Here is a 22,666-nt window from a genome sequence, read left to right as displayed (position 1 = left end):
TCCTTTCTTGTAATTAGTAACCTAGCCAATCATCACGACGTGACAATGTAACCTGAGACACTTTCTTAATGTCGACCTTGCCGCCTTGGTTATTACCCATAAACACGTTTACAGTTGTTGTGCCGCGATGGTCTTCTGGTTGCCAGTTAGCAGGAATACACACACCCTCTAGCCCGTTCGGTACCCAGTTTTTGTGTACGTACATGCCTTTTTTGATGTTATCACCAGTAATACCGCCATTATCTTTCGCCCATTCCATCGCTTCTTTCATGTAGAACGCAGAACACACGCCACGGATGTAATGGTGAGTTCGGAACTCGCCCGGCTCAGACTCAGAGACCTTAGAAATTTCTTCAACCAGTTTCATTCCTTCTGTATCATCACCCCAGAATGCGGTCATACCCGGGAAAACGTAGTCTTTTAGACCGTCACCCGCCGCTTCAATAACCGGTTTATCACCACCCCAGATATTCGCCATGTACTGGAAATCAGTACCGACCGTGTTACACGACTTCACCAGAGAAATAACCGAACCACCTAAGTTAGCGATGTAACCGTAGTTGGTACCAGACTCTTTAAGTGACAGACATTGCGCTTTGAAATCACCCGGTTTAAGTGACACAACCACTGGGTTCTGCACTTCAAAGCCCAGCTCTGTGGCGTACTCTGCACACGCCTCTTTGGGCGCATTCGGGAACGGGTGGTTATCACCGATGTGAGTAAATTTAGGCGCGGTGGTATTGCCCTTCGATTCCCAGTCTTCCTTCGCCCATTTCACCAATGCACGACAGGCATCTGAGTAAGAAGCGCCATAGAAGAAGTTGTAGGGAGCAGGCTTGGCAGTTTTCGGGTTTTTACCTGTTGGATCAGTTAAGTGGCCCGAGTAAGAAGCCGAAAATACTGGTACTTTGTCTTTGGTGACAAAAGAGATTAACGCTTCGGTATCCGCCGTACCCCAACCTTGCAGCGCCACCATGTTCTTACGCGCAACCCAACGTTTGTAGTTCGAAATTGCAACTGGCACCTTGTACGCCATATCAACCGTTTCAAACTCTAATTCGGTACCGTTGATGCCGCCATTTTGGTTAATCCACTGCAGTGCATCGCGCACACCTGAACCATATGGCTTACTCACATAAGCAGTAGGTCCAGAGAAGTCGACAAGATGTCCGACAAATACGGAATCTTTTGCCCAAGATGCGGTAGTAAACAGTGCTGAAGATAGCACCAACGTTGTCGCTAAATGTCCTTTGTTCATAACTCGTTGTCCTTGTTATTGAGGTATATTCCAATTAAGTACACGTTAATAAGAGAACGGATAATGTTTCCAATATGCTCGAATCTGCTGCCAGCGGTGTGACAACCCCTGAGGTTCGAAAATGAGGAACAGCATGATGACCAGACCGATGGCCATCTCTTTGAAGTAAGCTAGCCCATCAATAAACGAAGTGTTATCGCTAAACGCAGCCAGCCCCGTCACGCCAAACTCTAAAACTTCAGGCAGCAATACGATAAATATCGTGCCCATTAAGGTGCCTTTTACTGACCCAAGACCACCGATGATGATCATCGCCAGGAACTGGATAGACATCATGATGGTAAAGCCTTCTGCTGAAACGAATCCCAAGTAGTGTCCGTACAATGCCCCGCCGATGCCTGCGTAGAACGCGCAGACACCAAATGAGAGCAGACGATATTTGGTCAGGTTGATGCCCATGATTTCTGCGGATAAGTAGTGATCTCGTACTGAGACAAACGCACGTCCATCACGTGAACGGATGAGGTTCGATGCCCACATGTACATAAAGATCAATGCAAACAGTGCAACATAGAAGAAGCTTTCATCGGTCGAAAATTCAAAACCAAACAGATTGATTGGGTTTGCGCTTGCCCCGTATGAACCACCACTGAACCACTCAGCGCGCGCAAAGAAATCTTCTAGAATGAACTGCGCGGCTAAAGTTGCGATAGCAAGGTACAACCCTTTGATGCGCGCCGCTGGCAGACCAAAGATCATCCCGACAATCATAGTCAGGTAACCCGCGAGCGGAATGGCAAGCACCACAGGAATGTTGTATTGGTTGTTCAGCCAGGCCGATGCAAATGCGCCAAAGCCAAAGAACGCACCGTGACCTAATGAAATTTGCCCGGTAAAACCAACCAGAATGTTCAGACCTAGTGCTGCAATACCAAGATATGCAATCTGAATAAACAGGTTGAGGAAGTAGATATCCAGAACCAGCGGCGCTGCCAGCATCGCGATAACACCCGCTATTGCTAGTCTTCTAATGGTTTTGGTTTCAAAAATCGGCGTATCACTTTTGTATGTGGTTCGAAAATCCCCACATGGGCGCATGCTAAGTTGAGCCATGTTATTTCTCCTTAAATACGCTCAATATCTTTGGTACCAAACAGGCCATATGGCTTGAAGGCAAGAATGATTAACAACACATAGAAAGGTGCGATGTTATACAGGTTACCCACTTGCAGGTATTGGCTGTCGAAGAACTCAGCCAGGTTCTCCAGAATCCCAATCGTGATGCCGCCGACAATCGCGCCAACAACTGAGTCCAGACCACCCAAAATAACCGCTGGGAACACTTTAATACCGATGATGGATAGCGCGTCAGATACGCCGTTAACGATGCCGATAACAATCCCTGCTGTCGCGGATACCATGGCCGAAATAGCCCAACTGATCGCGAACACTTTCTTAATCGAAATGCCAAGACTCTGGGCTACTTGCTGGTTAAACGCCGTCGCTCGCATCGCCAAACCCATTTTGCTGAATTTGAAGAACCAGTAGAATGCACCCATGATGATCATTGAGAAGATCAAGCTGAGGATGTAAGCAAACTCAACGTTCAAACCACCGATATTCACCACGTTTGTTTCGAATACTTGTGGGTACGATACCGCTGATACGCCAAATATCCATTTCATCAGAGCCTGGAAGAACATCGACAGACCGATGGTCACCATAATGACCGAGATGATAGGCTCACCAATTAAGGGTCTGAGCACGATGGTTTGGACAGCGATACCAAACACCATCATAAAGGCGAGGGTCAGCAAGAAGCCGATGAAAAACGGTAACTGGAGGTGCACCAGCGCCGCCCAGCATACCCATGCGCCAATCAGTAGAAATTCACCCTGGGCGAAGTTCACCACCTGAGTCGATTTGTAAATCAATACGAAGCACATGGCGACCACGCCATACAACATGCCGACGATCACGCCATTAATGACGAGTTGCAGTAATAAATCCGTATTCACTATGCGATCCTCCGTTGTTCGCTATCCACCAGTGTGAGCTCATGTTGAATAAGCGTTTCAATCACCAGCGACGTTTGAATGCGTGTCTTAGTCCCATCCTGATAAGTGATCACCGTATCGACATCGACTTTAGGTGCAGCGCTATAAATGGTTTCAATGATGTCACCGTATTTCTCCGCAACGACACCCCGACGAACTTTACGTGTGCGAGTTAACTCGCCGTCATCGGCATCCAACTCTTTATAAAGAAGAATGAATTTGCTGATTTTCTGTGCATCTGGTAGAGATTCGTTCACTTTGAGCACTTCTTCGCGAATCGCTTTATACACCTCAGGTTGCGCAGAAAGGTTGGTGTAGTTGGTGAACGCAATCCCCTTTTGCTCTGCCCATTTGGCGACGATCGCGTAGCGAATACAGATAATTGCAGAGAGCCAAGGTCTGTCTTTACCCACCACAACCGCTTCTGCGATAAATGGTGAGAACTTGAGCTTGTTTTCAATAAACTGCGGAGAGTAACGGTCGCCATGGCTGGTTTCCGACATATCTTTCAGACGGTCAATCACCACTAAGTGGCCAGATTCTTTAAAGTAGCCCGCATCGCCAGTGTGCATCCAGCCATCTTGCACATCTTCATCGTAAGCCGATTGGTTATTGAGGTAACCGGTAAACATGCCGGTACTTTTGGCAATGATTTCACCCACCCCATTGCTGTCGGGGTTAATAACTTTCACTTCCGCATTATCAAACGCCACACCGACTGAGTCATAGTCCACGTCGTCCGCTTTGTGCACGGTGTACGCACCACACATTTCGGTCTGACCATAAAGCTGCTTAAGTGGCACACCAATCGCTTGCAAGTAACGGAAAGTATCTGGGCCCATTGCCGCACCGCCTGTTGCCGCAGAAGTCAGATTCGAGAACCCCAAACGGTCACGCAGAGCGCGTAGAAGAATCCATTCCGCCAACTTCGAACGTTTGCCTTGATCCAGCGCTTTGTTCGCTAAGCTCATGCCGAGTTTGTACATCTTCTGTTTAAATGGTGTGGAGTCCATCATGCGAGCAGACACGTCTGCAACAATGTTTTCCCATACACGCGGAGCCAATAAAACGAAGTTCGGGCCAATCTCGCGTAAGTCCGCCATCATGGTTTCCTGCTCTTCGACAAAGTTGACGATTTGACGGGAAATCAACGCCTGACCCACCACATATACCTGCTCCATGATCCAAGGCAGAGGCAGTACCGAAACGTAGTTATCACCTGGAGAACGTGGGTCGGCACGCAGATATGCCGCACAGTGATCCAAAAACGTGCCGCTATGAAGCTGGGCAAGCTTCGGTTTAGAAGTCGTACCCGAAGTGGTACAAAGAATCGAAAGATCGCTGCCTTTGGTTGCCGCTACCATATTCAGATATTTGTCTGGATCGGCTTTGTCTATCAGCTGACCTTTTTTGTACACTTTCTCTACATCAATAAGTCTTGGGTCATCGTACTTGCGCATTCCGCGCGGATCACAGTAAATGATGAACTCAACGCTTGGGATCTCATTACCCAACTCAAGCAACTTGTCACATTGCTCTTCATCTTCTGCAATCACCACTTTCGCTTTGGCATAGTTAATTAAGTACGCCACTTCCTCATGCATAGAATCCTGATAGATGCCCAGTGAGTAACCTTTGATCGCGTGCGCGGCCAGTTCGCCCCACACCCATTCAGGTCGGTTGTCGCCTAAAAGCCCCACAACGTCTTGCTCACCAACACCTAAATCTTGCAGTGCAAGCGCCATCCACTTGACTCGGTTTTCATAGTCCTGCCAAGTAAATTCTCGCCAGATACCAAACTCCTTTTCCCGCATTGCGACTTGCTCTGGCCAGTGCTTGGCGTTGTGCTGCAACACTTTTGGAAAGGTATCTAAGCTGGTTATATCTGCCCAATCATTATGTTGCTGTGCCATTATGCACTCTCCTCTAATGTCGGAAGGTCTTCACCTAAGTAGGCTTGTTTCACGTGTGGATTCGCCATCACTTCTTCTGGCTCACCCATCGCGATGTGCTTACCAAAGTCCAAAACTAGCACTCGGTTAGAGATGTCCATCACGACGCCCATATCGTGTTCGATCATGATGATGGTGATGTCCAGTTCTTCGTTGAGGTCCATGATGTAACGTGCCATGTCTTCCTTTTCTTCCAAGTTCATGCCGGCCATCGGTTCATCAAGAAGGAGAAGTTTCGGTTTGAGAGCAATGGCGCGAGCAAGCTCAACACGCTTACGCAAACCGTAAGAAAGCGTGCCAGCGGTGGCTTTACGGATGTGTTGGATTTCTAAAAAGTCGATGACGTCTTCTACGTACTTGCGGTGTGCCATCTCTTCTTTTTGTGCGTTAGAGAACCAGTAAAGCGGACCTGTCACAAAGTTGTTTTTCAGCAGGTGGTGGCGGCCAACCATAATGTTGTCGAGTACAGACATATGAGAAAAAAGCGCCAGGTTCTGGAACGTTCTACCCAGACCTAACTCTGCTCGTTGACTCGGTGTACGCTTGGTGACGTCATTTCCGGCAAACACCACCGATCCTTTATTCGGCGTGTAGCGACCGGAAATACAGTTGAGCATGGATGTTTTTCCGGCACCATTGGGACCAATGATTGAAAAGATTTCCTTTTCGTTCACATGGAAGCTCACATCGGTTAAAGCTTTAACCCCCCCAAAGGCCAATGAAATATCGTTTACCTGCAAAAGAGGTGTTTCCGATACCATAGTTGATCTCCCTTTCTTTTTGAGTGCGTTCCGTGAAGCACTATTTAGCTATCAAGCCTGACGTTGATACTGGCAACTACTCACACCTATGCATCAATTCCTTTATTCAGTTTACGTAAACGTCAATGTAAAGTCAGAATAGTGCCTAGAAGTTGAAGTTGCAATCCAGTTCATCGATTAAGATTTGAACCAACGCAAACTTTAGGTAAATAAATTGTTAACAGAATTTCATTATCGGACGTTTACATATTCGGATAATTGGGTCCACCACCACCCTCTGGTGGTGTCCAGGTAATGTTTTGACTTGGGTCTTTGATATCGCAGGTTTTACAGTGAATACAGTTCGCCGCATTTATTTGTAATTCGGTCTGCTCTTCACCTTGAATGAGTTCATACACACCAGCGGGGCAATAGCGTTGCGCAGGTTCGGCATAGAGCTCTAGGTTCTGTTCAATTGGAATTCGCTGACTAGCAAGTCGTAGGTGACATGGCTGGTCTTCTTCATGGAAGATATTGGATAAATAGACCGAAGAAAGCCGATCGAAACTCAAGACACCATCCGGTTTTGGATAGGAAATCTGATGGCTCTTTTCTGCCAAAAGTAACGACTGATGATCGGCACTGTCACAACGTACATTCCACTTCGCTTTGCCTTTTAACACATTGTGTTCCAGCATGGCTAGACTGCCCCCTAACCAAGAGCCAAAGCGATGGATACCGCTTGAAAAGTTACGTGCCTGATACAGCTCTTCATACAACCAAGATTGTTTGAAGTGTTTATGATAGTCAGCAATAACTGACTGATTTGAAATTGCTTCGAATACCGCTTCAGCGGCGATCATACCGGATTTCATAGCGGTGTGTGTGCCTTTGATTTTGGCACCGTTGAGCGTTCCAGCATCGCAGCCAATCAGTAAGCCACCGGCAAATTCTTGCGTCGGCAGGGAGTGGAACCCACCTTTAGCGATCGCTCTCGCGCCATAGCTGATGCGCTTACCATTTTTAAGGTACTGTTCAATCATAGGGTGATGTTTGAACCGCTGGAATTCGTCAAACGGGCTGAGATGAGGGTTCGCATAATTGAGGTCGACGATCAGACCAACCGCGACTTGGTTACCTTCCAGATGATAGAGGTAGCTTCCCCCTGTTGCCTCACTCGCAAGTGGCCAGCCTAACCCATGCACAACTAACCCTTGTTGATGCTGTTCGGCTGGGATTTCCCATAGCTCTTTAAAGCCAATCGCATAGTGCTGAGGCGTTTTATCATCAGCCAGATTAAATTTGTTAATCAGTTGTTTACCGATATGTCCGCGTGCACCTTCGGCAAATAAAGTAAACTTAGCGCGAAGCTCAATACCCGGCTCAAAATTGGCTTTCTGTTCACCGTTTTTATCTAACCCCATGTCTCCGGTAACGACTCCGCATACGCAGTTATTCTCATCAAAGATAGCCTGACTGGCACTGAAACCTGGGTAAATTTCCACACCTAAGTTTTCCGCCTCATTCGCCATCCAGCGACATAAGTTACCTAAGCTTATTATGTAGTTACCTTCGTTGTGTAACGTATTTGGCACCGCCCACATTGGCAGCTCATGACCATTGAGTTCATTACTCAGATAGTAGGTTTTATCCTGATTTACTTTGGTATTCAGTGGGGCACCCATTGCCTCCCAATCAGGAAACAGCTCCTCCAGACTGCGCGTTTCAAACACCGCGCCAGAGAGAATGTGCGCACCGACTTCTGAACCTTTCTCGACAACACAAACTGAGATTTCTTGGTTTTTTTCCATTGCCAACTGTTTAATTCGGCAGGCAGCAGACAAACCCGCAGGCCCTGCGCCAACAATCAGAACATCAAACTCCATGCAGTCTCTTTCCATGGTTGTATTCCCTTCTTCTTTTTGCATGTTGCCAACTTGTTAAACAACAATATATTTAAAGTTGACGCAAACGTAAAGGTAAATTAACATCAATTTAAAGACGTCATCACATCGTCTTCACTGTAAACACATAGTCTTCACCGTAAAAAGGAATCTAACGTGAAAATACTAGTGCCAATTAAAAGGGTCATTGATCCTTACATTAAGGTCCGTGTTAAGTCGGACAACAGCGATGTAGAAACCAATAACGTCAAGATGACTATCAACCCTTTCTGTGAAATCGCCGTTGAAGAAGCAGTGCGACTTAAAGAACAAGGGATTGCAGAAGAAGTCATCGTTGTGAGTGCTGGTGGCACGCAGTGTCAGGAACAATTGCGTACAGCCCTAGCGCTAGGCGCAGATCGAGCTATTCATATTGAAACTGCAGACAAGATTGAGCCGCTGGTCGTATCGAAACTTCTAAAAGCGATCGTTGAGCAAGAGCAAGCTCAGTTGGTGATCACCGGTAAACAGTCCATCGACTCCGACAACAACCAAGTTGCCCAAATGCTGGCAGCTCTGCTTGACTGGCCTCAGGCGACCTTCGCTTCAGAAGTGAAGGTTGAGAATCAAAAAGTTCAGGTAGTAAGAGAAGTCGACGGTGGTTTGATGACGGTAGCAATGAGCTTGCCAGCGGTGATCAGCACTGATTTACGCTTAAATGAGCCTCGCTTTGCGTCTTTGCCAAACATCATGAAAGCCAAACGCAAACCGCTAGATACGATCACTCCCGAGAGCCTGGGCGTTGAGATTGTATTTAGCCAGACCATCTCCGAAGTCACGCCACCAGCGCAGCGAAAAGCAGGCATCAAAGTAGAGTCTGTCTCTGAACTTATTGATAAGCTACGTAATGAAGCAAAGGTGATTTGATGAAGAATCTAATTATTGCAGAACATGACAACCAACAGCTGCATGCTGATACGCTAAAAGTGGTGAATGCTGCGAGTCAGGTGAGCCAGGACAATACGTTACTTGTGGTTGGTTATCAGTGTGAAGACGTCGCCCAACAGGCAAGTCGTGTCGATGGTATCGCTAAAGTGATTTGCATTGACGACGAATCACTGATGCACCAGTTCGCTGAAAATATTGCGCCAATTGTGTCAGGGATTGCCGACGGATTTGACGGCATCTGGGCAAACTCTTCATCAAAAGGCAAAGATCTTGCGCCACGCATCGCAGCGAAATGCGGAGTTGGGCAAATCTCAGATATCGTTCAAGTGGTGGATGACAAAACATTTATCCGCCCAATTTATGCTGGTAACGCCTTCGCTAAAGTAACTTCAAACGACCCGTTGCGTGTAGTCACCGTGCGTGCTTCGGCCTTTGACCCAGTTGCCTGCAATAGCCAAGTTGACATTGAACATCAGCAAACCACCGTTCAATCTCCAGTTGTTGAATTGGTAGCAATCGACAAGACCGTTTCAGAACGACCTGAACTCACTGCCGCTGAAATCGTGATTTCTGGTGGTCGTGGTGTGGGTAGCAAAGAAAACTTCGAGCTTATCGAAAAAGTCGCCGACAAACTTGGCGCAGCGATTGGGGCGTCTCGCGCTGCCGTCGATGCTGGTTTTGTCGCGAATGACTTACAAGTTGGTCAAACCGGTAAAATTGTCGCACCTAAGCTTTATATTGCGGTTGGGATCTCCGGCGCAATCCAGCACCTTGCCGGTATGAAAGAGTCTAAAGTCATTGTTGCGATCAACAAAGATCCAGACTCCCCTATCTTTGAAGTTGCTGATTACGGGCTAGTCGGCGATCTGTTTGAGATACTGCCACAGCTCGCTGAGCAACTGTAAGTGTCTGGAACTGGGGGCGAGTATGTTGATGCTCGCCCTTTTTGATCCTTTTATATTAAAGCCACGCGCCTAAACTAGAACCCACCACTTACGTTCTGAGTTTTAGGCTCAAAAGGCTTACTGCAATTTTGTGACTCTTCAAGACTTTGTTGCTTAAATCGATGGAACTAAATCAAGAAGCTACGATCTGATCGGCTACACCCATCAATCGTCGTAGTCTCATGCCTAAACCTCGTTACAAAACAAACAACTGGAAACAGTACAACAAAGCGCTGAACAAACTTACGAGGCTAGGTATGCCTGAAACTCAGTATATTGTTTAAGAATTAAGCACAATGGCGTAAGTATGTCTTATCTCTGAATTAAGCAACAAAGCCGAAAGGAGCCGCAAGTGCGACTCCTAGACATCAATTCGGCTGGTTATAGGCACTATCAATCTTCTCTTTCTGATGTCCCTTCGAAAACAGACAAATCCAACGCATGACTTTCTCCAAGCCAATACGCATACAGAGTATGATCTTCCCATTCATCACCTGAAAGTGCATGAACTAAAATTGACAATCCATCACGGTTTTCGTCTAACCATGGAATGAGCTCATCGAAATCCTTAGACGTGAACTTGAGCTGGCAACTCCATTTCGGGTGCGGACCAACCAGTTTTTCATGGACTCGGCCCATTTTTACGCGAAACCTTTCTTCGGCTTCTCGGCATAGCCCTGTCGCAAACGCCAAAGTTTGGTGATCAAAATAGACATGGGCATGATAAGCCCGATGAGAGTTTACAGGTCGTTTAATTTCGTTCATGTTTTACTTCCATATCCTTTTTAGTTAAGGACTTATAAATATTAACTTAACTGTCTGACAGTGTAGACTATCTTAACCGCCTCCATAGATGAAGTTTATCGTTATCATTTAGACTCACGTTACTTATTAACGGTTAAGCTGCTTTCCCAGGTGGAATATCGCCACCAAAACGCTCGACTAAAAAATCAACCAATAATCTCAAACTAACGGGTTGGAATTGACGCGATAAATAAACGGCATGTATACCTAGAACTTCAGGCTCCTCTTGAGGAAGAATACTTATTAGCTTCCCATCTCTCAAATCATCACCCACATAATACGTGGGTAACATGCCAATACCCGTTCCTGAAATAACCGCCCGACGTAATACCTCAGTTTCATTCGTTTGTAAGTTACCCGCTACTTGATACTCAACTATCTCATCATTTCGTGTAAAACGATAATGGCGGAAAACACCAGCAATATGAGTAATACAGTTATGGCTCTGTAAGTCTTCAAGAGAGTTGGGATAACCATTTTCTTTAAGATAACTCGGTGCGGCACTTAGCACCGAACGACACAACGCAAGCGGTCGACTAATCAAAGTGGGATCACTTCAACGGTGGACACGGTAACGTTGGCTCACACGATGATTTCAATTTTCACCTTACTTTTATTACCGATCTAGAAACTGCGGTAGCAAAAGCCATGCAGGAAGTGCCATTTGGCTTTGGTGTTGAGATGGATAAGATTAACGCTCATACCGTAATGCTGCCGGCGTGGTATGGAGAAATTGCTCGCAAAGCGACCGAGGAGCTTCGTCCTAAATACGGTCAATACTATGGGTATGAGACAGCGGTACCCGCGAATGCACAAATGATTGCCGAGTACTTATACAGCTACCGTTAATCTAATTCTACTATTACTTTTCTTACTTTAGTTTTGGGGCTTGTTTCCGTTCTTTGGCAGCAAGCCACTTTTTTGTTTATTACTCTCTACTCCAATGTGATCTTCAGAATAGCAACTCATCGGGTCACATCAACAATGCCTATTTAGTGCTTGATCCATAGACTCAACGTGATAATCATAAATAAACAACGACAAAACAACAGGAAGTATGCATGACGTTAGAAGAATGCTTGGACTATATGCGTCAAGGCGGAGTGATTGAAGGCGGCTCTGATATCCACCTACAATGTTATGAACTCGCACAACAGGCTCTTAAAATCACCTCAAAGCTCAATAGTAGCTATCACTCTTCAGAAGAGATTAGAGAGGTCATGTCTGTACTGACAGGTAAACCTATTGCCGATAGCTTTATGATGTTTCCTCCGTTTAACACTGACTGCGGCAGAAACATCACTATCGGTAAAAATGTGTTTATTAATTCAGGTTGCTGTTTTCAGGATCACGGAGGCATTACCCTAGGTGATGGCGCACTGATCGGTCATAACGTGGTTTTAGCCACGCTCAACCACGATTTAGATCCCCGTAAACGCGGAACAACCATTCCTGCGCCGATTGTTATCGGTAATGACGTCTGGATTGGGGCCAACGCAACCATACTGCAAGGTGTCACCATTGGTGATGGCGCCGTTGTTGCTGCAGGCGCTGTGGTAAGTAAAGACGTTGAGCCAAACACTGTCGTTGGCGGTGTACCAGCTAAATTCATCAAAAATATCGAGCTTGAGGAATAATACCCATCAAGCAATACAAGGAGCCCAAATAGGGCTCTTTTAAAATCTCATTAATACCCAATAAAACAACTGACTTCGGTCTGAGCCTAAGCGCTTTCACTCATTTCAATACCAGATTCTTGCGGTCTTTTTAACGATAAGTTAAGCACAAATGCGACAAACACGATTAAGGCAGCCACCATGACCGTAACTCCCCCATCCGTAATGGCTATAGATCCAAGGTCCTAACCAAGAACCTAAGGCTCCACCAATAAAGGTAGCGCCAATACACAAAGCGTTGATACGACTACGAGCCTGGGGTGCCAGAGAAATCACCGACTGTTGAATAACGACATTAGTCATCTGGACACCCGGATCTAATAACAGGCCTGCGACGATAAATGAGGTCACAAATATACCGAATATCGGTGTTACAATGAAAGCGCAGGCAACCATAGCAATACTGACTATCGTTAACACAAAACCTTTGCCACGATCGATCATCTTACCCGCCAAAATCGCGCATGGTGGAGCAGCTAAACCAAGCAAAGAATACAATGCAACATCTGAATGAGTAAACCCAAGCAAGTCCTGTAAAGCAATTGGCACCATTGCCCAAAACAAAGTAAAAGTAGTGAATACTAAAGACATTGTACCCAAGCGTCTTTTTACCCCACGGACTGAGGTTAACAATCCTTTTTATTAATCGGCGGCTTTCCAATACATCACCCAGAGGCACCAGAAATAAAACACCGAGGCAGTAACCTATCTGGGTGATCGTGACAATAACGCCACTTGATGACGAATTTATACCTAAATCTTGAGCGATATCGAAAATAATAGGCTGGGAGTAATATAAGTTAGCCAGAATAAAGCAGCAAACCAGTGCCAGCATATATTTTAAATGCCCTGACATACTTTCTCCATGCATTAGATATTTAAATACGACTCTCGGAATAACATCAACAGATATCCTACTTCTTTACCCGCTTTTAGCTCGTCATATAGATTAATAACCCACGGTCGTCTGACTATGCACTCATTCAAACTCAGACTCTAGCAAGAAACCTAAAAGACATCAGTGAAGGTGTATACCTTTTCCGTCAAGATGGTGTTATCTATGATCCTGAAGGGAAGCCATATGACTTTAATGTAAAACAATTAGATCGTAGCTACTGGAAAGCTATTTTTAATCAAAATGAGCAATTTTATGTGTCGCCTCCATTTGTTTCAGCGCGAACCGGGAAAGAGGTTATCGCCGTCGCATATAAACTAAACCAAAATACGGCTTCTCTAGCGACCATAAACGTGGAATCTGTATTAAGTAAATTAACTCAACGCGATGACATGTTCCTTTATTCCCACGATGGCACGATCTTAATAGCGCCGTATAAAGAGTTGCTCGGGAAAAACATTTATACAGAAAGACCACTATACAAAGAGTTTAGCCAAACATCACCAGAACTTTCATATACAACAGAGATAAACGGTCGTGATGTCGAGTTTACTTCATTCTGGGGGAACATTGACTCAACAAAATGGGAGTATACTACGTTTATTAAGAACGAAATCATTGAAGCCTCGGCCCATGAACAATTAAAAAAATCGATGTTAATTGGTCTATTCAGTCTGATCATATCAATTAGTCTTGTTCTGATTATCTTAAAGAGATTAGTTCTTATACCTGTTGGTGGCATACCAAACGAAATCGCAAACTTTATGGAAACAATGGCAGCAGGCAACTTGACTCAGGAGTTGCAAATCACGGGGAAAGAAACGGGCATCTATCTGTCTCTGGTCAACTTGTCGAATAAACTGTCGATACTGATTCGAAACTCTCATTCTATTTCTGAAAATGTTGCGTCATCTTCTACTCAGCTGAGTACCATTATGAACACCACGCGTGCTAACTCTCAACTCGAACTAGAGCAAGCAGAACAGATTTCCACAGCAATCAACGAGTTATCTTCGACTTCAAATGAAGTAAGTAATAAAGCTGTAATGGCTGAAGATGCCGCCAGAACAGCGCAAGATAGCGTGAAACATGGTAAGAAAACGCTAGAAAAAAACATCACGCTTACCGGTGATATTAACAATTCTGTTAACGAGAGCGCAAAAATCATTGGAGAACTTCGTCAATATGCAATGGAAATTGGCTCAGTGATCGAAGTCATTAATGGCATTTCAGAGCAAACCAACTTATTGGCGTTAAATGCAGCTATCGAAGCGGCTCGCGCAGGAGAACAAGGTCGAGGCTTTGCAGTGGTGGCAGATGAAGTCCGAAACCTTGCTTCAAAAACACAGCAATCAACGATCAGTATTCAGGAAATCATTGAAAAACTTCAGCAGCAATCTGAAAAAGCAACCAACAACATGGCTCAAAATGTCGATTTAATCGAAGAGTCTGTGATTCTGGCCGATGGCGTGAAATCCGCATTTGAGTCGATCTCTACTGCCGTTGAATCCATATCAGAAATTAATACGCTTGTGGCGACAGCGTCGCAACAACAGTATTGCGTTACTGAAGAGATCTCACAAAGTACCACTCATACCTATGACTTAGTGAAGAAAAATGTTGTCGCTGTTGAAGAGACACTTCAAGCGGCTCACGCCTTATCAACAATGGCATCCGACCAGAAAAACGAACTTTCTTACTTCACCGTTTGAATATGAGCGCTATCTTATACAGTTCGAAACATTAAACCTATCCAATGGGAGGCATTTCTCCCATTGGACTCTCTCTGCCTTTTGTTACTCAAATCTAATTCGCTGAGCCTAACTGCGTTGCTTATGGTCTCTAAAAGCTCCAAACAGTGTCGTTAAGTCACTCACTGAATTGTAGACACTGGCTCAGCTTTCCTTCTAAACCAACGTTGACCGAATACGTTAATTATTAAGCCTATCGCGATTACGACCACACCTACTATTTGATAGAGGCTCAAGCTCTCGTCCAATAGTATCCATGCACTGAGCAAACCAAATACCGGAACCAACAAAGACAAAGGCGCAACCAAAGCAGTTGGATAACGACTCAGCAGATAACTCCAGCCTCCATAGCCGACAATAGTCGCCAAAAGTGACAGGTAAACAATTGAAAACAGATTGTGCCATTGCATGTTTAACAACGAGCTATTGATAACGTCTGGTCCCTCTATCGAAAAAGAGGCAATGGCAAAGGCGAAGGTGGGTACTAACGCGCTCCAGACGATCAGTGACATAGTCGGAACGGTGTAATTTTGCATGATCACTTTATTAGTAATATTGCCAAGCGCCCAGCAGGTTGCTGCACCTAAAATAAGTATCAAGGTCACACCAGTAAGCGATGCGGCCCCGTCATGTTGTGCCGCAGCAAGTAGGTAAACACCAAACCCTGCCGTGCAGACAGCAATGACATTGTGACGATGTACTTTTTCTTTCAGCAACAAAATTCCAAACCCAAGCGTAATGAAAGCCTGAGCTTGTAACAAGAGTGAGGCTAATCCAGCCGCCAATCCCACATTAAGCGCCCAGAAAAGTAACGCAAACTGACCAAAACTGATGGTTAAACCGTAAGCCACCAGCCACTTTAAAGGCACGTTGGGGCGAGGAATAAATAGCAACGCTGGAAACGCAACCAAAGCAAAACGCAGTCCTGCCAATAGCAGAGGTGGCATACCTTGCAAGCCAACTTTGATGACCACAAAATTGACACCCCAAACCAAAACGATGGTGAGAGCTAATAACCGATCACGTAATGACATTATGCTTCCTTTTGGGCATCCACCGTGTCACGTAATAAGGGCAGTTGTCAAAAGCAGCTTACCGATTACCTCTCGGAGGATGAGTGGGATATAGAATCGAACTACCAGACTGCCTGAAACATTGGATTAACACAAGAGTTGCATATGTTTTACTTTATCCAAAATGAAAAAGAGCCCGTGATAGGCTCTTTTAACGACCGGCTAAACACTTTCGTGCATAGGACGTTTATGACATGGCATGAGAGTGGTTGTCTTTATAGATTTTGATCCACTGGTAAATAATAACCAACAAGATACAAAGTGCGAGCGCGATACGCGTGGCTCCCAGAACACCCTGCCAACCCCAGGCCTGATAAAACGGCTCGAGGAAAAACACGCCTAAGCTCGCACCGGAGTAATAAAACAAACTGTATAACGCTTGTGCACTGCCTTTAGATTTTGTGGCTTTTCTGCCAATCAAAGTACTGGCCTGAGCATGACAGAAAAAGAATCCGACCGAGACCATCACCATACCAATCACCATGGTATAAATGTTAGACCAGCTCATTAAAAAGTTGGCCATCAACATGATAATCGCACCAAACGCAACACCAGCAATCTGGCTGTGCTTTTTCGCAAACTGTCCGGCAAGCGAAGAGCTGGTTGTGCCGCCAAGCAAAGTTAAAAACATCAGGCTGCGAATATCACTAGGCAGATTGTATGGGTGGTCACTTAGAACCATCATCAAGTAATTAGAGAGATTAACAAACGTACCGAATGCCAAACCGATGAGTAGATACAACACCACCAGCTGAGGGTTTTTAAGGTGATAGCCATACGCTTTGAGGCATTTCCCCACTCGAAGCGGTGCGGGTTTGAAATGGCGCTGCACAGGCAACAAGTAATAGATGATGGCATACAGAACCACACTGATACCGGCAATCACATAACCTGCATAGGCCCAATTACCAAGGAGTTCCGCGCTCAGACCACCCATCAAGCGACTGCAAATCCCGCCCAGTGTATTGGAAGCCACGTAGAAACCGACTGCACCTGCTAACCAACTTTTTCTTAGCTCCTCCCCCATTAGCGGAACTGCTAAGGCCGGGCACACTGCTAAAAACATCCCCTGAAGAAAGCGTAAGCTTAAGAAAACCTCGTAGCTTTTTACCAGAGGCAGAGCAATAGATACCAAAAGCCCAATAGCGGTACCCACTAATAGTACTTTGCATCGCCCGATAGCATCAGACAAGCTGGCGAAAATCAGTAAGCCTATCCCCATACCAAATAATGGCGCTGACATGGCTAAGTTTGCAGCCAGAGAGCTCACCTCGAATTCTTGCTGAAGAACGGGTAGCAATGGCTGCAACCAATAGATATTGGCAAAGGTGATGATGGAGAAGAGACAGACACAAATGACGACTCTGCTGTAATGGGCTGATTTTTTCACTGCTGACTACTTATTCTTATAAAGAACTAATGAAACTGGTTACAACGTAAGGGTATCGACCAATTGACAATAAAAAAAATATTTTGTATTTATCAGATCCATAAATAAAATTTATATACATAGATAAATCAAAGCCGTCATTGTGCGATCTAGGTAAGGATGAGTGAATATGGAATTACGTCAGTTAAGACACTTTGTTGCCGCCGCAGAGCACAACTCTATTTCCGCCGCAGCCAGGTTAATGAACTTAGCGCAACCAGCAATTAGCAGTAGTATCAAGAAGCTGGAGCAGGAACTGAAAACGCCACTGTTTAATCGCAGAGATCGCGGTATTACTTTGACCGTCGCAGGCAATGAGTTTCTTTCGCACGCTAAACAAATCTTAAAACAGGCTGATGATGCCAAACTGGCTATGCAGGCAATGGAAGGATTAGATCAGGGTTTGGTTGACGTTGCCGTACCCAGCATGCTCGGTTCTTACTACTTTCCGCCTCTTGCGATGGCATTCAGGCATCAATATCCGAATATTGATATGAATATCCTCGATACAGGCACACGTAATATTCGACGAATGTTACTTGAAGGAGAAGTGGAGCTTGGTGTCGTTGCGAGCAAAGATCTCACACCGGAATTAGAAAGCGGCCCGCTTATTCGTGAAGAAATGGTCGTTTGTATGGCCGTCGATCACCCTTTAGCAGAGAAAGAGGTGATTGAGTATTCTGATTTTCTTGCTCACGATTTAGTCCTGTTTCAAAAAGGCTACTATCACCACACCTTAATCGACCTAGTTTCTCAACAAGTTAACATGAAACCGAAAGTCGCTTTTAGCAGTAACTTATTGCCTTTAATCAAAGCAGTGATTCGCCAGGGATACGCCATTTCGCCGATGTGGAAAGTCGCAATACGAGACGACGATGAGATAGTCACCCGACCATTCGCTGAAACGTTCGAAATTGACTTGAGCCTTGCCTGGCGTAAAGATAGTTACCTTTCGCGTGCCAATCAGACATTTCGCGATTTTCTCTTATCTGAAGTCAATAAAGGTTAACCGTTCACTGTGACTGGTATTGGTTTGGAAACATCGTTTCTGTCTTACTTACGACAAATACAAACTCAGCTTGTTTTTCAAATCTAACATTACGTTACTTTGTTTCTTTTTTGACTAAGCTTTAAATATCAACAAACTACTTAAAGCCAGAGGTCAGAATGAAAAAGCAGTTGCAAGTTGTGGTAACGGGCGGCCCAGGAGGAGGTAAAACGACTGCTCTGGATCTATTTCGCAGAGAGCTAAGAGATAAAATTGTGGTTGTTCCTGAAGCGGCCACTTTGCTTTTCTCCGGTGGTGTCACACGCTCTGATAACGAACAAAGCATTAAGATGGTGCAAAAGACCATTTTCCAACTGCAAAAAAACCTCGAAGACATCCATAAGATCCAGTACCCGGATAGACTATTAGTCTGTGACCGCGGTTCGCTTGATGGTCTCGCCTACTGGCCCAATTCAGAAAGTGACTTCTTTAAGCAAATAAACTCGACGTTCGAACAAGAACTTGAACGATATGATGCCGTTATCTTTTTTGAGTCTGCTGCGGCATCAGGTCAAGACATCAGCAGCAACAATCCAACCAGAAGTGAATCCTTGGAACAAGCAGCAAAATTAGACAAAAAGCTACAGCGAATCTGGTCCAGGCACCCCCATTTCTACTTTGTGGGCAGCTCTGAATCTTTTGTTAGAAAAATCATGTTTGGAATCATGACATTAGAAAATGTGATAAACCGCTACCCAACTCACGCTCTGCAAAGCTAGAAATGAAACTATATTTCAGAGATCACGATGGTTGTGAAGAGATGGATAACGATGTCTTCATTCCAGTAAGTTTCTGGCCATCCTCCTTTGCGCTTTAATGCGTGAACAAACTGCTCAGGCGTCGGCAAAACCTCCCACACAGAAGGAAGAAACACTGCCCGGTGCCATTCATCTTCTAATAACAGCCCATCAATACCAGGACGCAAAGTTGCAAGTAAATTTGCTTCACCATGATTTGTTAAAGGCTTAAGGTCTGATAAGACGGATATATCGACGTTCAATCCAGCCCGATCGGCCGTCGTAAGTGGCAAAAATCGCGAATCCTGGAAGCCGCTGGCATACGCATTTTTACACACATTAAGCCAAAGAGGTTCATTCACTTGTAAAGACCCAATGCAGCCACGCAACTTTCCGTGATGCTGTAACGTAACAAAGCTCGCTGCTGGCTCGAGTAACGCCTTATCGTCTGGTTCTGGCGGCAGTTGCAACCCATTCCCTCTTAGCGCTTGATCAAGAACCTGCCACACCATTTGTAAAAGACGCGTTTTCTCCTCCTGACTTAATTCAAAACAAGATGAAACTGGCATAACCAACGACTCCTTCGGATAGCTCTGGGGAGCGGTTTTCATGGTGAGCCATCACATCTCCTGAGTTAGTGTAATTGATACACTTGATCTCCCAGTGTTGTTCCTTGGCGAAGTCAAGCAAGCCATTGATTGCATTACAGCCACAGGCTCGCTCCGGATGAATATTGCTGCCAAACGATAAAACTCGCTGAATAGTATCGGCATCAATCTCATTTGCTTCGCTGTAAGGATGGTAATGACTGAGATCGCTACTCACCACAATCAGGGTGTTCGGCGTTTTTGTCACGACTTCCAATATGCGCTTAACGTATCCGTGGAAGTCGCGTCCCACGACTATCGGCAAAAGCGTAAAATCATCGAGACAATATTGCAGGAAAGGAAGTTGCACCTCTAAAGAATGTTCCCAATGATGAGCTTGATCTGACGTTGCGACCAGATCTTGTGCCAGCAGCTCTTCAACACCATCGCGATCAATCTTCACTTCTCCCGTAGGGGTTAGGAAAACATCACTATCCGGAACGGCACACCCGTCTAGCGCGACATGATGACTTGGCCCGAGTAACACCACATGAGAGTACTGTTCGGTGCTATTACACAGCAGACGATACGCCTTGGCAGCGACTTCACCGGAGTAAAAGTAACCTGCATGGGGCACTATCAGTGCTTTTGGAGCCTCAGGCAAAAGTGCTTGCTCGGAGAAATAACCAGCGAGCTGGCTTGTGAGTTCATGTGCTGTTGCGGGATAAAATCTTCCGGCCACCGCGGCTTCCCGATATTTCATAGTATTCCTACTCGTATGGCATCAACTATACTTTTAGTGTAGGTCATTAGAGGGCGAATTCACTATGCAAACCTCTCCTCCTGATTATTTCCCAACTCGCTACTGGCATAAGCTAGAAGATGGTCGCGTGTGCTGTGATGTGTGCCCACGTAAATGTACCCTTAGAGAAGGAAAGCGCGGCGCTTGTTTTGTGCGTATGCATAGGCAAGGCGAAATCGTACTGACCAGCTACGGACGTTCATCAGGTTTTTGCATCGATCCCATTGAGAAAAAGCCGCTCAACCACTTCTATCCGGGATCCAGTGTTTTCAGCTTCGGGACCGCAGGTTGTAACCTCAGTTGCCAGTTTTGTCAGAATTGGGACATCAGCAAGTCACGCGAATTTGACACTTTGTGTGACACCGCAATGCCGGAAGAGTTGGCACAAACAGCACTAAAATACGGATGTAAAAGTTTAGCCTTTACCTACAACGATCCGGTCATCTTTATGGAGTACGCCATCGATGCGGCCATCGCGGCTCGTGAGCTTGGCTTGAAAAGCGTTGCCGTTAGCGCAGGCTATATCTGCGAAGAACCGAGAGAAGCGTTCTACCGCCATATGGATGCGGCGAATATCGATTTGAAAGGGTTCACTGAGCATTTCTATCACAAGATATGCCACGGCCACTTGCAGCCTGTTCTTGATACCCTAATCTATCTGAGAAAAGAAACCAACGTGTGGTTCGAAATCACGACTCTGCTCATTCCTGGAGAAAATGACAGTGATGATGAGCTCCACGCAATGTGCCAATGGATATTCGAAAATTTAGGACCTGAGGTTCCGCTGCATTTCAGTGCCTTCCATCCGGATTTCAAAATGCTAGACAAAGGCAGAACCCCGCTAAGCACCTTATTGCGAGCTCGGGAAATCGCCCTCTCACACGGGTTGTACTTTGTCTATTGTGGCAACGTTCACGATCCAAAGTCCGACGCGACCTATTGTCCTTCTTGCGGTAAACCGATCATTGAGAGAGATTGGTATCAACTCGGTGAATATACGCTAGATGACACCGGTCACTGCACTCATTGCGGATATGAAATACCCGGGCGCTTTGCAGGACCAAAAGAAAACTTTGGACCTCGACGTATCCCTGTTGCAATTCATCGACGGTGAACTCACGTATTACGACAAGCATCTGAGATAGTGGGGTTAGTCTTAAAATCAATGTCATGAAAAAAACAGGCACCAACGAATTAGTGCCTGTTTTGTTAATACGCAAAAGGCATTTTGGATGACGTATTTCTGTCATAAGTTTGCCTTTCTACACGCTATACAGTGATATCCTCTTTCCCTGGTACATGCTGATAAAATTCAGCGTCCATCGCAGGCTCAATGTAGTTACCAAGAATAATATCTGCCGCTTTTTCCGCGATCATCATCGTTGGCGCATATAAGTTACCGTTAGTGATAGCCGGGAAGATAGATGCATCAACAACACGTAAGTTTTTCACTCCATGAACTTTTAGTTCGGCATCGACCACGGCCATATCATCATAACCCATCTTACAGGTGCAACTTGGGTGGAAAGCACTCTCACCATCACGGGCCACAAAGTCCAGAATTTCTTCGTCAGTTTGCACAGACGGACCCGGAGCCAGTTCCTCGCCACGTAAATCATCAAATGCTGGTTGCTCAATAATGTTACGTGTACAGCGAATCGCCTCAACCCATTCTTTACGCTCTTGTTCCGTCGACAAATAGTTGAACAGAATGGCTGGTTTCTGCTCCGGATCATTCGACTTAATTTTCACATGACCACGTACATCGGTGTTCATCGGCCCTACGTGTAACTGGAAGCCATGCCCATCACGTGGAGCACTGCCGTCGTAACGGATTGCCAGCGGTAAGAAATGGTATTGTAGGTTTGGATAAAGAACTTCATCATTACCACGAATAAAACCGCCCGCTTCGAAATGGTTTGTTGCTGCATTACCCTTACGGCGGAACAACCAATCGAAGCCAATTTTAGGTTGGTTATACCATTTCAGTGCAGGGTATAGACTGACTGGCTTTTTACATGTGTACTGAACATAAAGCTCAAGGTGATCCTGTAGGTTTTCACCAACACCTGGCAAGTGGTG

22 protein-coding genes are annotated in these 22,666 nt (G+C 45.5%); 8 read left to right on the top strand and 14 right to left on the bottom strand.

Annotation, left to right across the window (positions count from 1 at the left end; genetic code table 11):
- Nucleotides 1-13: 13 nt before the first annotated feature.
- From OO774_RS20775 to OO774_RS20750, 6 genes are all read right to left on the bottom strand, one after another.
- On the bottom strand, nt 14-1,258 hold the full coding sequence (locus OO774_RS20775) for an ABC transporter substrate-binding protein (RefSeq protein ID WP_264906387.1): 1,245 nt from the start codon (nt 1,256-1,258) through the stop codon (nt 14-16).
- A 45-nt stretch (nt 1,259-1,303) separates the two neighbouring features.
- Nucleotides 1,304-2,371: a branched-chain amino acid ABC transporter permease gene (locus OO774_RS20770; protein ID WP_014233946.1), complete on the bottom strand. Its 1,068-nt coding sequence runs from the start codon at nt 2,369-2,371 to the stop codon at nt 1,304-1,306.
- A gap of 11 nt (nt 2,372-2,382) precedes the next feature.
- Nucleotides 2,383-3,276: a branched-chain amino acid ABC transporter permease gene (locus tag OO774_RS20765; protein ID WP_264906385.1), complete on the bottom strand. Its 894-nt coding sequence runs from the start codon at nt 3,274-3,276 to the stop codon at nt 2,383-2,385.
- The gene (locus OO774_RS20760; protein WP_264906384.1) at nt 3,276-5,228 is read right to left on the bottom strand and encodes a long-chain fatty acid--CoA ligase; all 1,953 of its coding nucleotides are present in this window, start codon (nt 5,226-5,228) and stop codon (nt 3,276-3,278) included. Before OO774_RS20760 ends, OO774_RS20765 begins: the two co-directional genes overlap by 1 nt.
- A complete protein-coding gene (locus tag OO774_RS20755) occupies nt 5,228-6,028 on the bottom strand; it encodes an ABC transporter ATP-binding protein (protein WP_264906383.1) in 801 nt (266 codons plus the stop codon). The genes OO774_RS20760 and OO774_RS20755 overlap by 1 nt, the downstream gene beginning before the upstream one ends.
- Before the next feature lie 242 nt (nt 6,029-6,270).
- The gene (locus OO774_RS20750) at nt 6,271-7,908 is read right to left on the bottom strand and encodes an electron transfer flavoprotein-ubiquinone oxidoreductase (protein WP_264908676.1); all 1,638 of its coding nucleotides are present in this window, start codon (nt 7,906-7,908) and stop codon (nt 6,271-6,273) included.
- Between the two features lie 159 nt (nt 7,909-8,067).
- Here OO774_RS20750 and OO774_RS20745 point away from each other — a divergent pair, with 159 nt between their 5' ends.
- Complete coding sequence (locus tag OO774_RS20745) at nt 8,068-8,817, top strand: electron transfer flavoprotein subunit beta/FixA family protein (protein ID WP_264906382.1); 750 nt, start codon at nt 8,068-8,070, stop codon at nt 8,815-8,817.
- Nucleotides 8,817-9,743, top strand: coding sequence for an FAD-binding protein (locus OO774_RS20740; RefSeq protein ID WP_264906381.1), 927 nt, complete (start codon nt 8,817-8,819; stop codon nt 9,741-9,743). Before OO774_RS20745 ends, OO774_RS20740 begins: the two co-directional genes overlap by 1 nt.
- Before the next feature lie 432 nt (nt 9,744-10,175).
- Here OO774_RS20740 and OO774_RS20735 read toward each other — a convergent pair whose 3' ends face one another.
- Together OO774_RS20735 and OO774_RS20730 are read right to left on the bottom strand one after the other, a co-directional pair.
- Entirely contained in the window at nt 10,176-10,547 is a 372-nt protein-coding gene (locus OO774_RS20735) for a DOPA 4,5-dioxygenase family protein (RefSeq protein ID WP_264906379.1), read from the bottom strand.
- A gap of 133 nt (nt 10,548-10,680) precedes the next feature.
- A complete protein-coding gene (locus tag OO774_RS20730; protein ID WP_264906378.1) occupies nt 10,681-11,097 on the bottom strand; it encodes a substrate binding domain-containing protein in 417 nt (138 codons plus the stop codon).
- Between the two features lie 137 nt (nt 11,098-11,234).
- Here OO774_RS20730 and OO774_RS20725 point away from each other — a divergent pair, with 137 nt between their 5' ends.
- The gene (locus tag OO774_RS20725) at nt 11,235-11,435 is read left to right on the top strand and encodes a hypothetical protein (RefSeq protein WP_264906376.1); all 201 of its coding nucleotides are present in this window, start codon (nt 11,235-11,237) and stop codon (nt 11,433-11,435) included.
- Between the two features lie 212 nt (nt 11,436-11,647).
- Nucleotides 11,648-12,223: a DapH/DapD/GlmU-related protein gene (locus OO774_RS24015; RefSeq protein ID WP_269469172.1), complete on the top strand. Its 576-nt coding sequence runs from the start codon at nt 11,648-11,650 to the stop codon at nt 12,221-12,223.
- 141 nt (nt 12,224-12,364) lie between these two features.
- Here the strand turns inward: OO774_RS24015 and OO774_RS20710 are convergent, their stop codons facing one another.
- Nucleotides 12,365-12,853 (bottom strand): MFS transporter, encoded by a 489-nt coding sequence (locus OO774_RS20710; RefSeq protein WP_264906375.1) that lies wholly within the window; start codon nt 12,851-12,853, stop codon nt 12,365-12,367.
- Between the two features lie 561 nt (nt 12,854-13,414).
- Between OO774_RS20710 and OO774_RS20705 the strand changes: the two genes are divergently transcribed.
- Nucleotides 13,415-14,869: a methyl-accepting chemotaxis protein gene (locus OO774_RS20705; RefSeq protein ID WP_264906374.1), complete on the top strand. Its 1,455-nt coding sequence runs from the start codon at nt 13,415-13,417 to the stop codon at nt 14,867-14,869.
- Between the two features lie 161 nt (nt 14,870-15,030).
- Here OO774_RS20705 and OO774_RS20700 read toward each other — a convergent pair whose 3' ends face one another.
- Both OO774_RS20700 and OO774_RS20695 read right to left on the bottom strand, forming a co-directional pair.
- Nucleotides 15,031-15,942: an EamA family transporter gene (locus tag OO774_RS20700; RefSeq protein ID WP_264906373.1), complete on the bottom strand. Its 912-nt coding sequence runs from the start codon at nt 15,940-15,942 to the stop codon at nt 15,031-15,033.
- Between the two features lie 226 nt (nt 15,943-16,168).
- A complete protein-coding gene (locus tag OO774_RS20695) occupies nt 16,169-17,371 on the bottom strand; it encodes an MFS transporter (protein WP_264906371.1) in 1,203 nt (400 codons plus the stop codon).
- Nucleotides 17,372-17,540: 169 nt separating this feature from the next.
- Here OO774_RS20695 and OO774_RS20690 point away from each other — a divergent pair, with 169 nt between their 5' ends.
- Both OO774_RS20690 and OO774_RS20685 read left to right on the top strand, forming a co-directional pair.
- Nucleotides 17,541-18,419, top strand: coding sequence for a LysR family transcriptional regulator (locus OO774_RS20690; RefSeq protein WP_264906369.1), 879 nt, complete (start codon nt 17,541-17,543; stop codon nt 18,417-18,419).
- 158 nt (nt 18,420-18,577) lie between these two features.
- Entirely contained in the window at nt 18,578-19,177 is a 600-nt protein-coding gene (locus OO774_RS20685; RefSeq protein ID WP_264906367.1) for an ATP-binding protein, read from the top strand.
- A gap of 8 nt (nt 19,178-19,185) precedes the next feature.
- Here the strand turns inward: OO774_RS20685 and amrA are convergent, their stop codons facing one another.
- Together amrA and amrB are read right to left on the bottom strand one after the other, a co-directional pair.
- The gene (gene amrA / locus OO774_RS20680) at nt 19,186-19,764 is read right to left on the bottom strand and encodes an AmmeMemoRadiSam system protein A (RefSeq protein ID WP_264906365.1); all 579 of its coding nucleotides are present in this window, start codon (nt 19,762-19,764) and stop codon (nt 19,186-19,188) included.
- Entirely contained in the window at nt 19,742-20,545 is an 804-nt protein-coding gene (amrB, locus tag OO774_RS20675; protein WP_264906363.1) for an AmmeMemoRadiSam system protein B, read from the bottom strand. Before amrB ends, amrA begins: the two co-directional genes overlap by 23 nt.
- A 64-nt stretch (nt 20,546-20,609) precedes the next feature.
- Here amrB and amrS point away from each other — a divergent pair, with 64 nt between their 5' ends.
- Complete coding sequence (gene amrS, locus OO774_RS20670; RefSeq protein WP_264906361.1) at nt 20,610-21,698, top strand: AmmeMemoRadiSam system radical SAM enzyme; 1,089 nt, start codon at nt 20,610-20,612, stop codon at nt 21,696-21,698.
- 155 nt (nt 21,699-21,853) lie between these two features.
- Here the strand turns inward: amrS and OO774_RS24045 are convergent, their stop codons facing one another.
- Nucleotides 21,854-22,660: a GMC oxidoreductase gene (locus OO774_RS24045; RefSeq protein ID WP_346015263.1), complete on the bottom strand. Its 807-nt coding sequence runs from the start codon at nt 22,658-22,660 to the stop codon at nt 21,854-21,856.
- Nucleotides 22,661-22,666 lie beyond the last annotated feature (6 nt).

This window comes from Vibrio sp. STUT-A11, from assembly GCF_026000435.1.
Taxonomy (GTDB): domain Bacteria; phylum Pseudomonadota; class Gammaproteobacteria; order Enterobacterales; family Vibrionaceae; genus Vibrio.
Note: the sequence above shows the minus strand (reverse complement) of the source record. Positions and strands in the feature narration are given on the sequence as shown.

Bases quoted from the DNA above. Each gene is read 5' to 3' on its own strand.
- OO774_RS20760 (WP_264906384.1), bottom strand. From the start codon at position 5,228: ATGGCACAGCAACATAATGATTGGGCAGATATAACCAGCTTAGATACC.
- OO774_RS24015 (WP_269469172.1), top strand. From the start codon at position 11,648: ATGACGTTAGAAGAATGCTTGGACTATATGCGTCAAGGCGGAGTGATT.
- OO774_RS20755 (WP_264906383.1), bottom strand. From the start codon at position 6,028: ATGGTATCGGAAACACCTCTTTTGCAGGTAAACGATATTTCATTGGCC.
- OO774_RS20740 (WP_264906381.1), top strand. From the start codon at position 8,817: ATGAAGAATCTAATTATTGCAGAACATGACAACCAACAGCTGCATGCT.
- OO774_RS20725 (WP_264906376.1), top strand. From the start codon at position 11,235: ATGCAGGAAGTGCCATTTGGCTTTGGTGTTGAGATGGATAAGATTAAC.
- OO774_RS20690 (WP_264906369.1), top strand. From the start codon at position 17,541: ATGGAATTACGTCAGTTAAGACACTTTGTTGCCGCCGCAGAGCACAAC.
- OO774_RS20710 (WP_264906375.1), bottom strand. From the start codon at position 12,853: ATGTCTTTAGTATTCACTACTTTTACTTTGTTTTGGGCAATGGTGCCA.
- OO774_RS20775 (WP_264906387.1), bottom strand. From the start codon at position 1,258: ATGAACAAAGGACATTTAGCGACAACGTTGGTGCTATCTTCAGCACTG.
- OO774_RS20750 (WP_264908676.1), bottom strand. From the start codon at position 7,908: ATGGAAAGAGACTGCATGGAGTTTGATGTTCTGATTGTTGGCGCAGGG.
- OO774_RS20770 (WP_014233946.1), bottom strand. From the start codon at position 2,371: ATGGCTCAACTTAGCATGCGCCCATGTGGGGATTTTCGAACCACATAC.
- OO774_RS20735 (WP_264906379.1), bottom strand. From the start codon at position 10,547: ATGAACGAAATTAAACGACCTGTAAACTCTCATCGGGCTTATCATGCC.
- amrA (WP_264906365.1), bottom strand. From the start codon at position 19,764: ATGCCAGTTTCATCTTGTTTTGAATTAAGTCAGGAGGAGAAAACGCGT.
- OO774_RS20685 (WP_264906367.1), top strand. From the start codon at position 18,578: ATGAAAAAGCAGTTGCAAGTTGTGGTAACGGGCGGCCCAGGAGGAGGT.
- OO774_RS20700 (WP_264906373.1), bottom strand. From the start codon at position 15,942: ATGTCATTACGTGATCGGTTATTAGCTCTCACCATCGTTTTGGTTTGG.
- amrS (WP_264906361.1), top strand. From the start codon at position 20,610: ATGCAAACCTCTCCTCCTGATTATTTCCCAACTCGCTACTGGCATAAG.
- amrB (WP_264906363.1), bottom strand. From the start codon at position 20,545: ATGAAATATCGGGAAGCCGCGGTGGCCGGAAGATTTTATCCCGCAACA.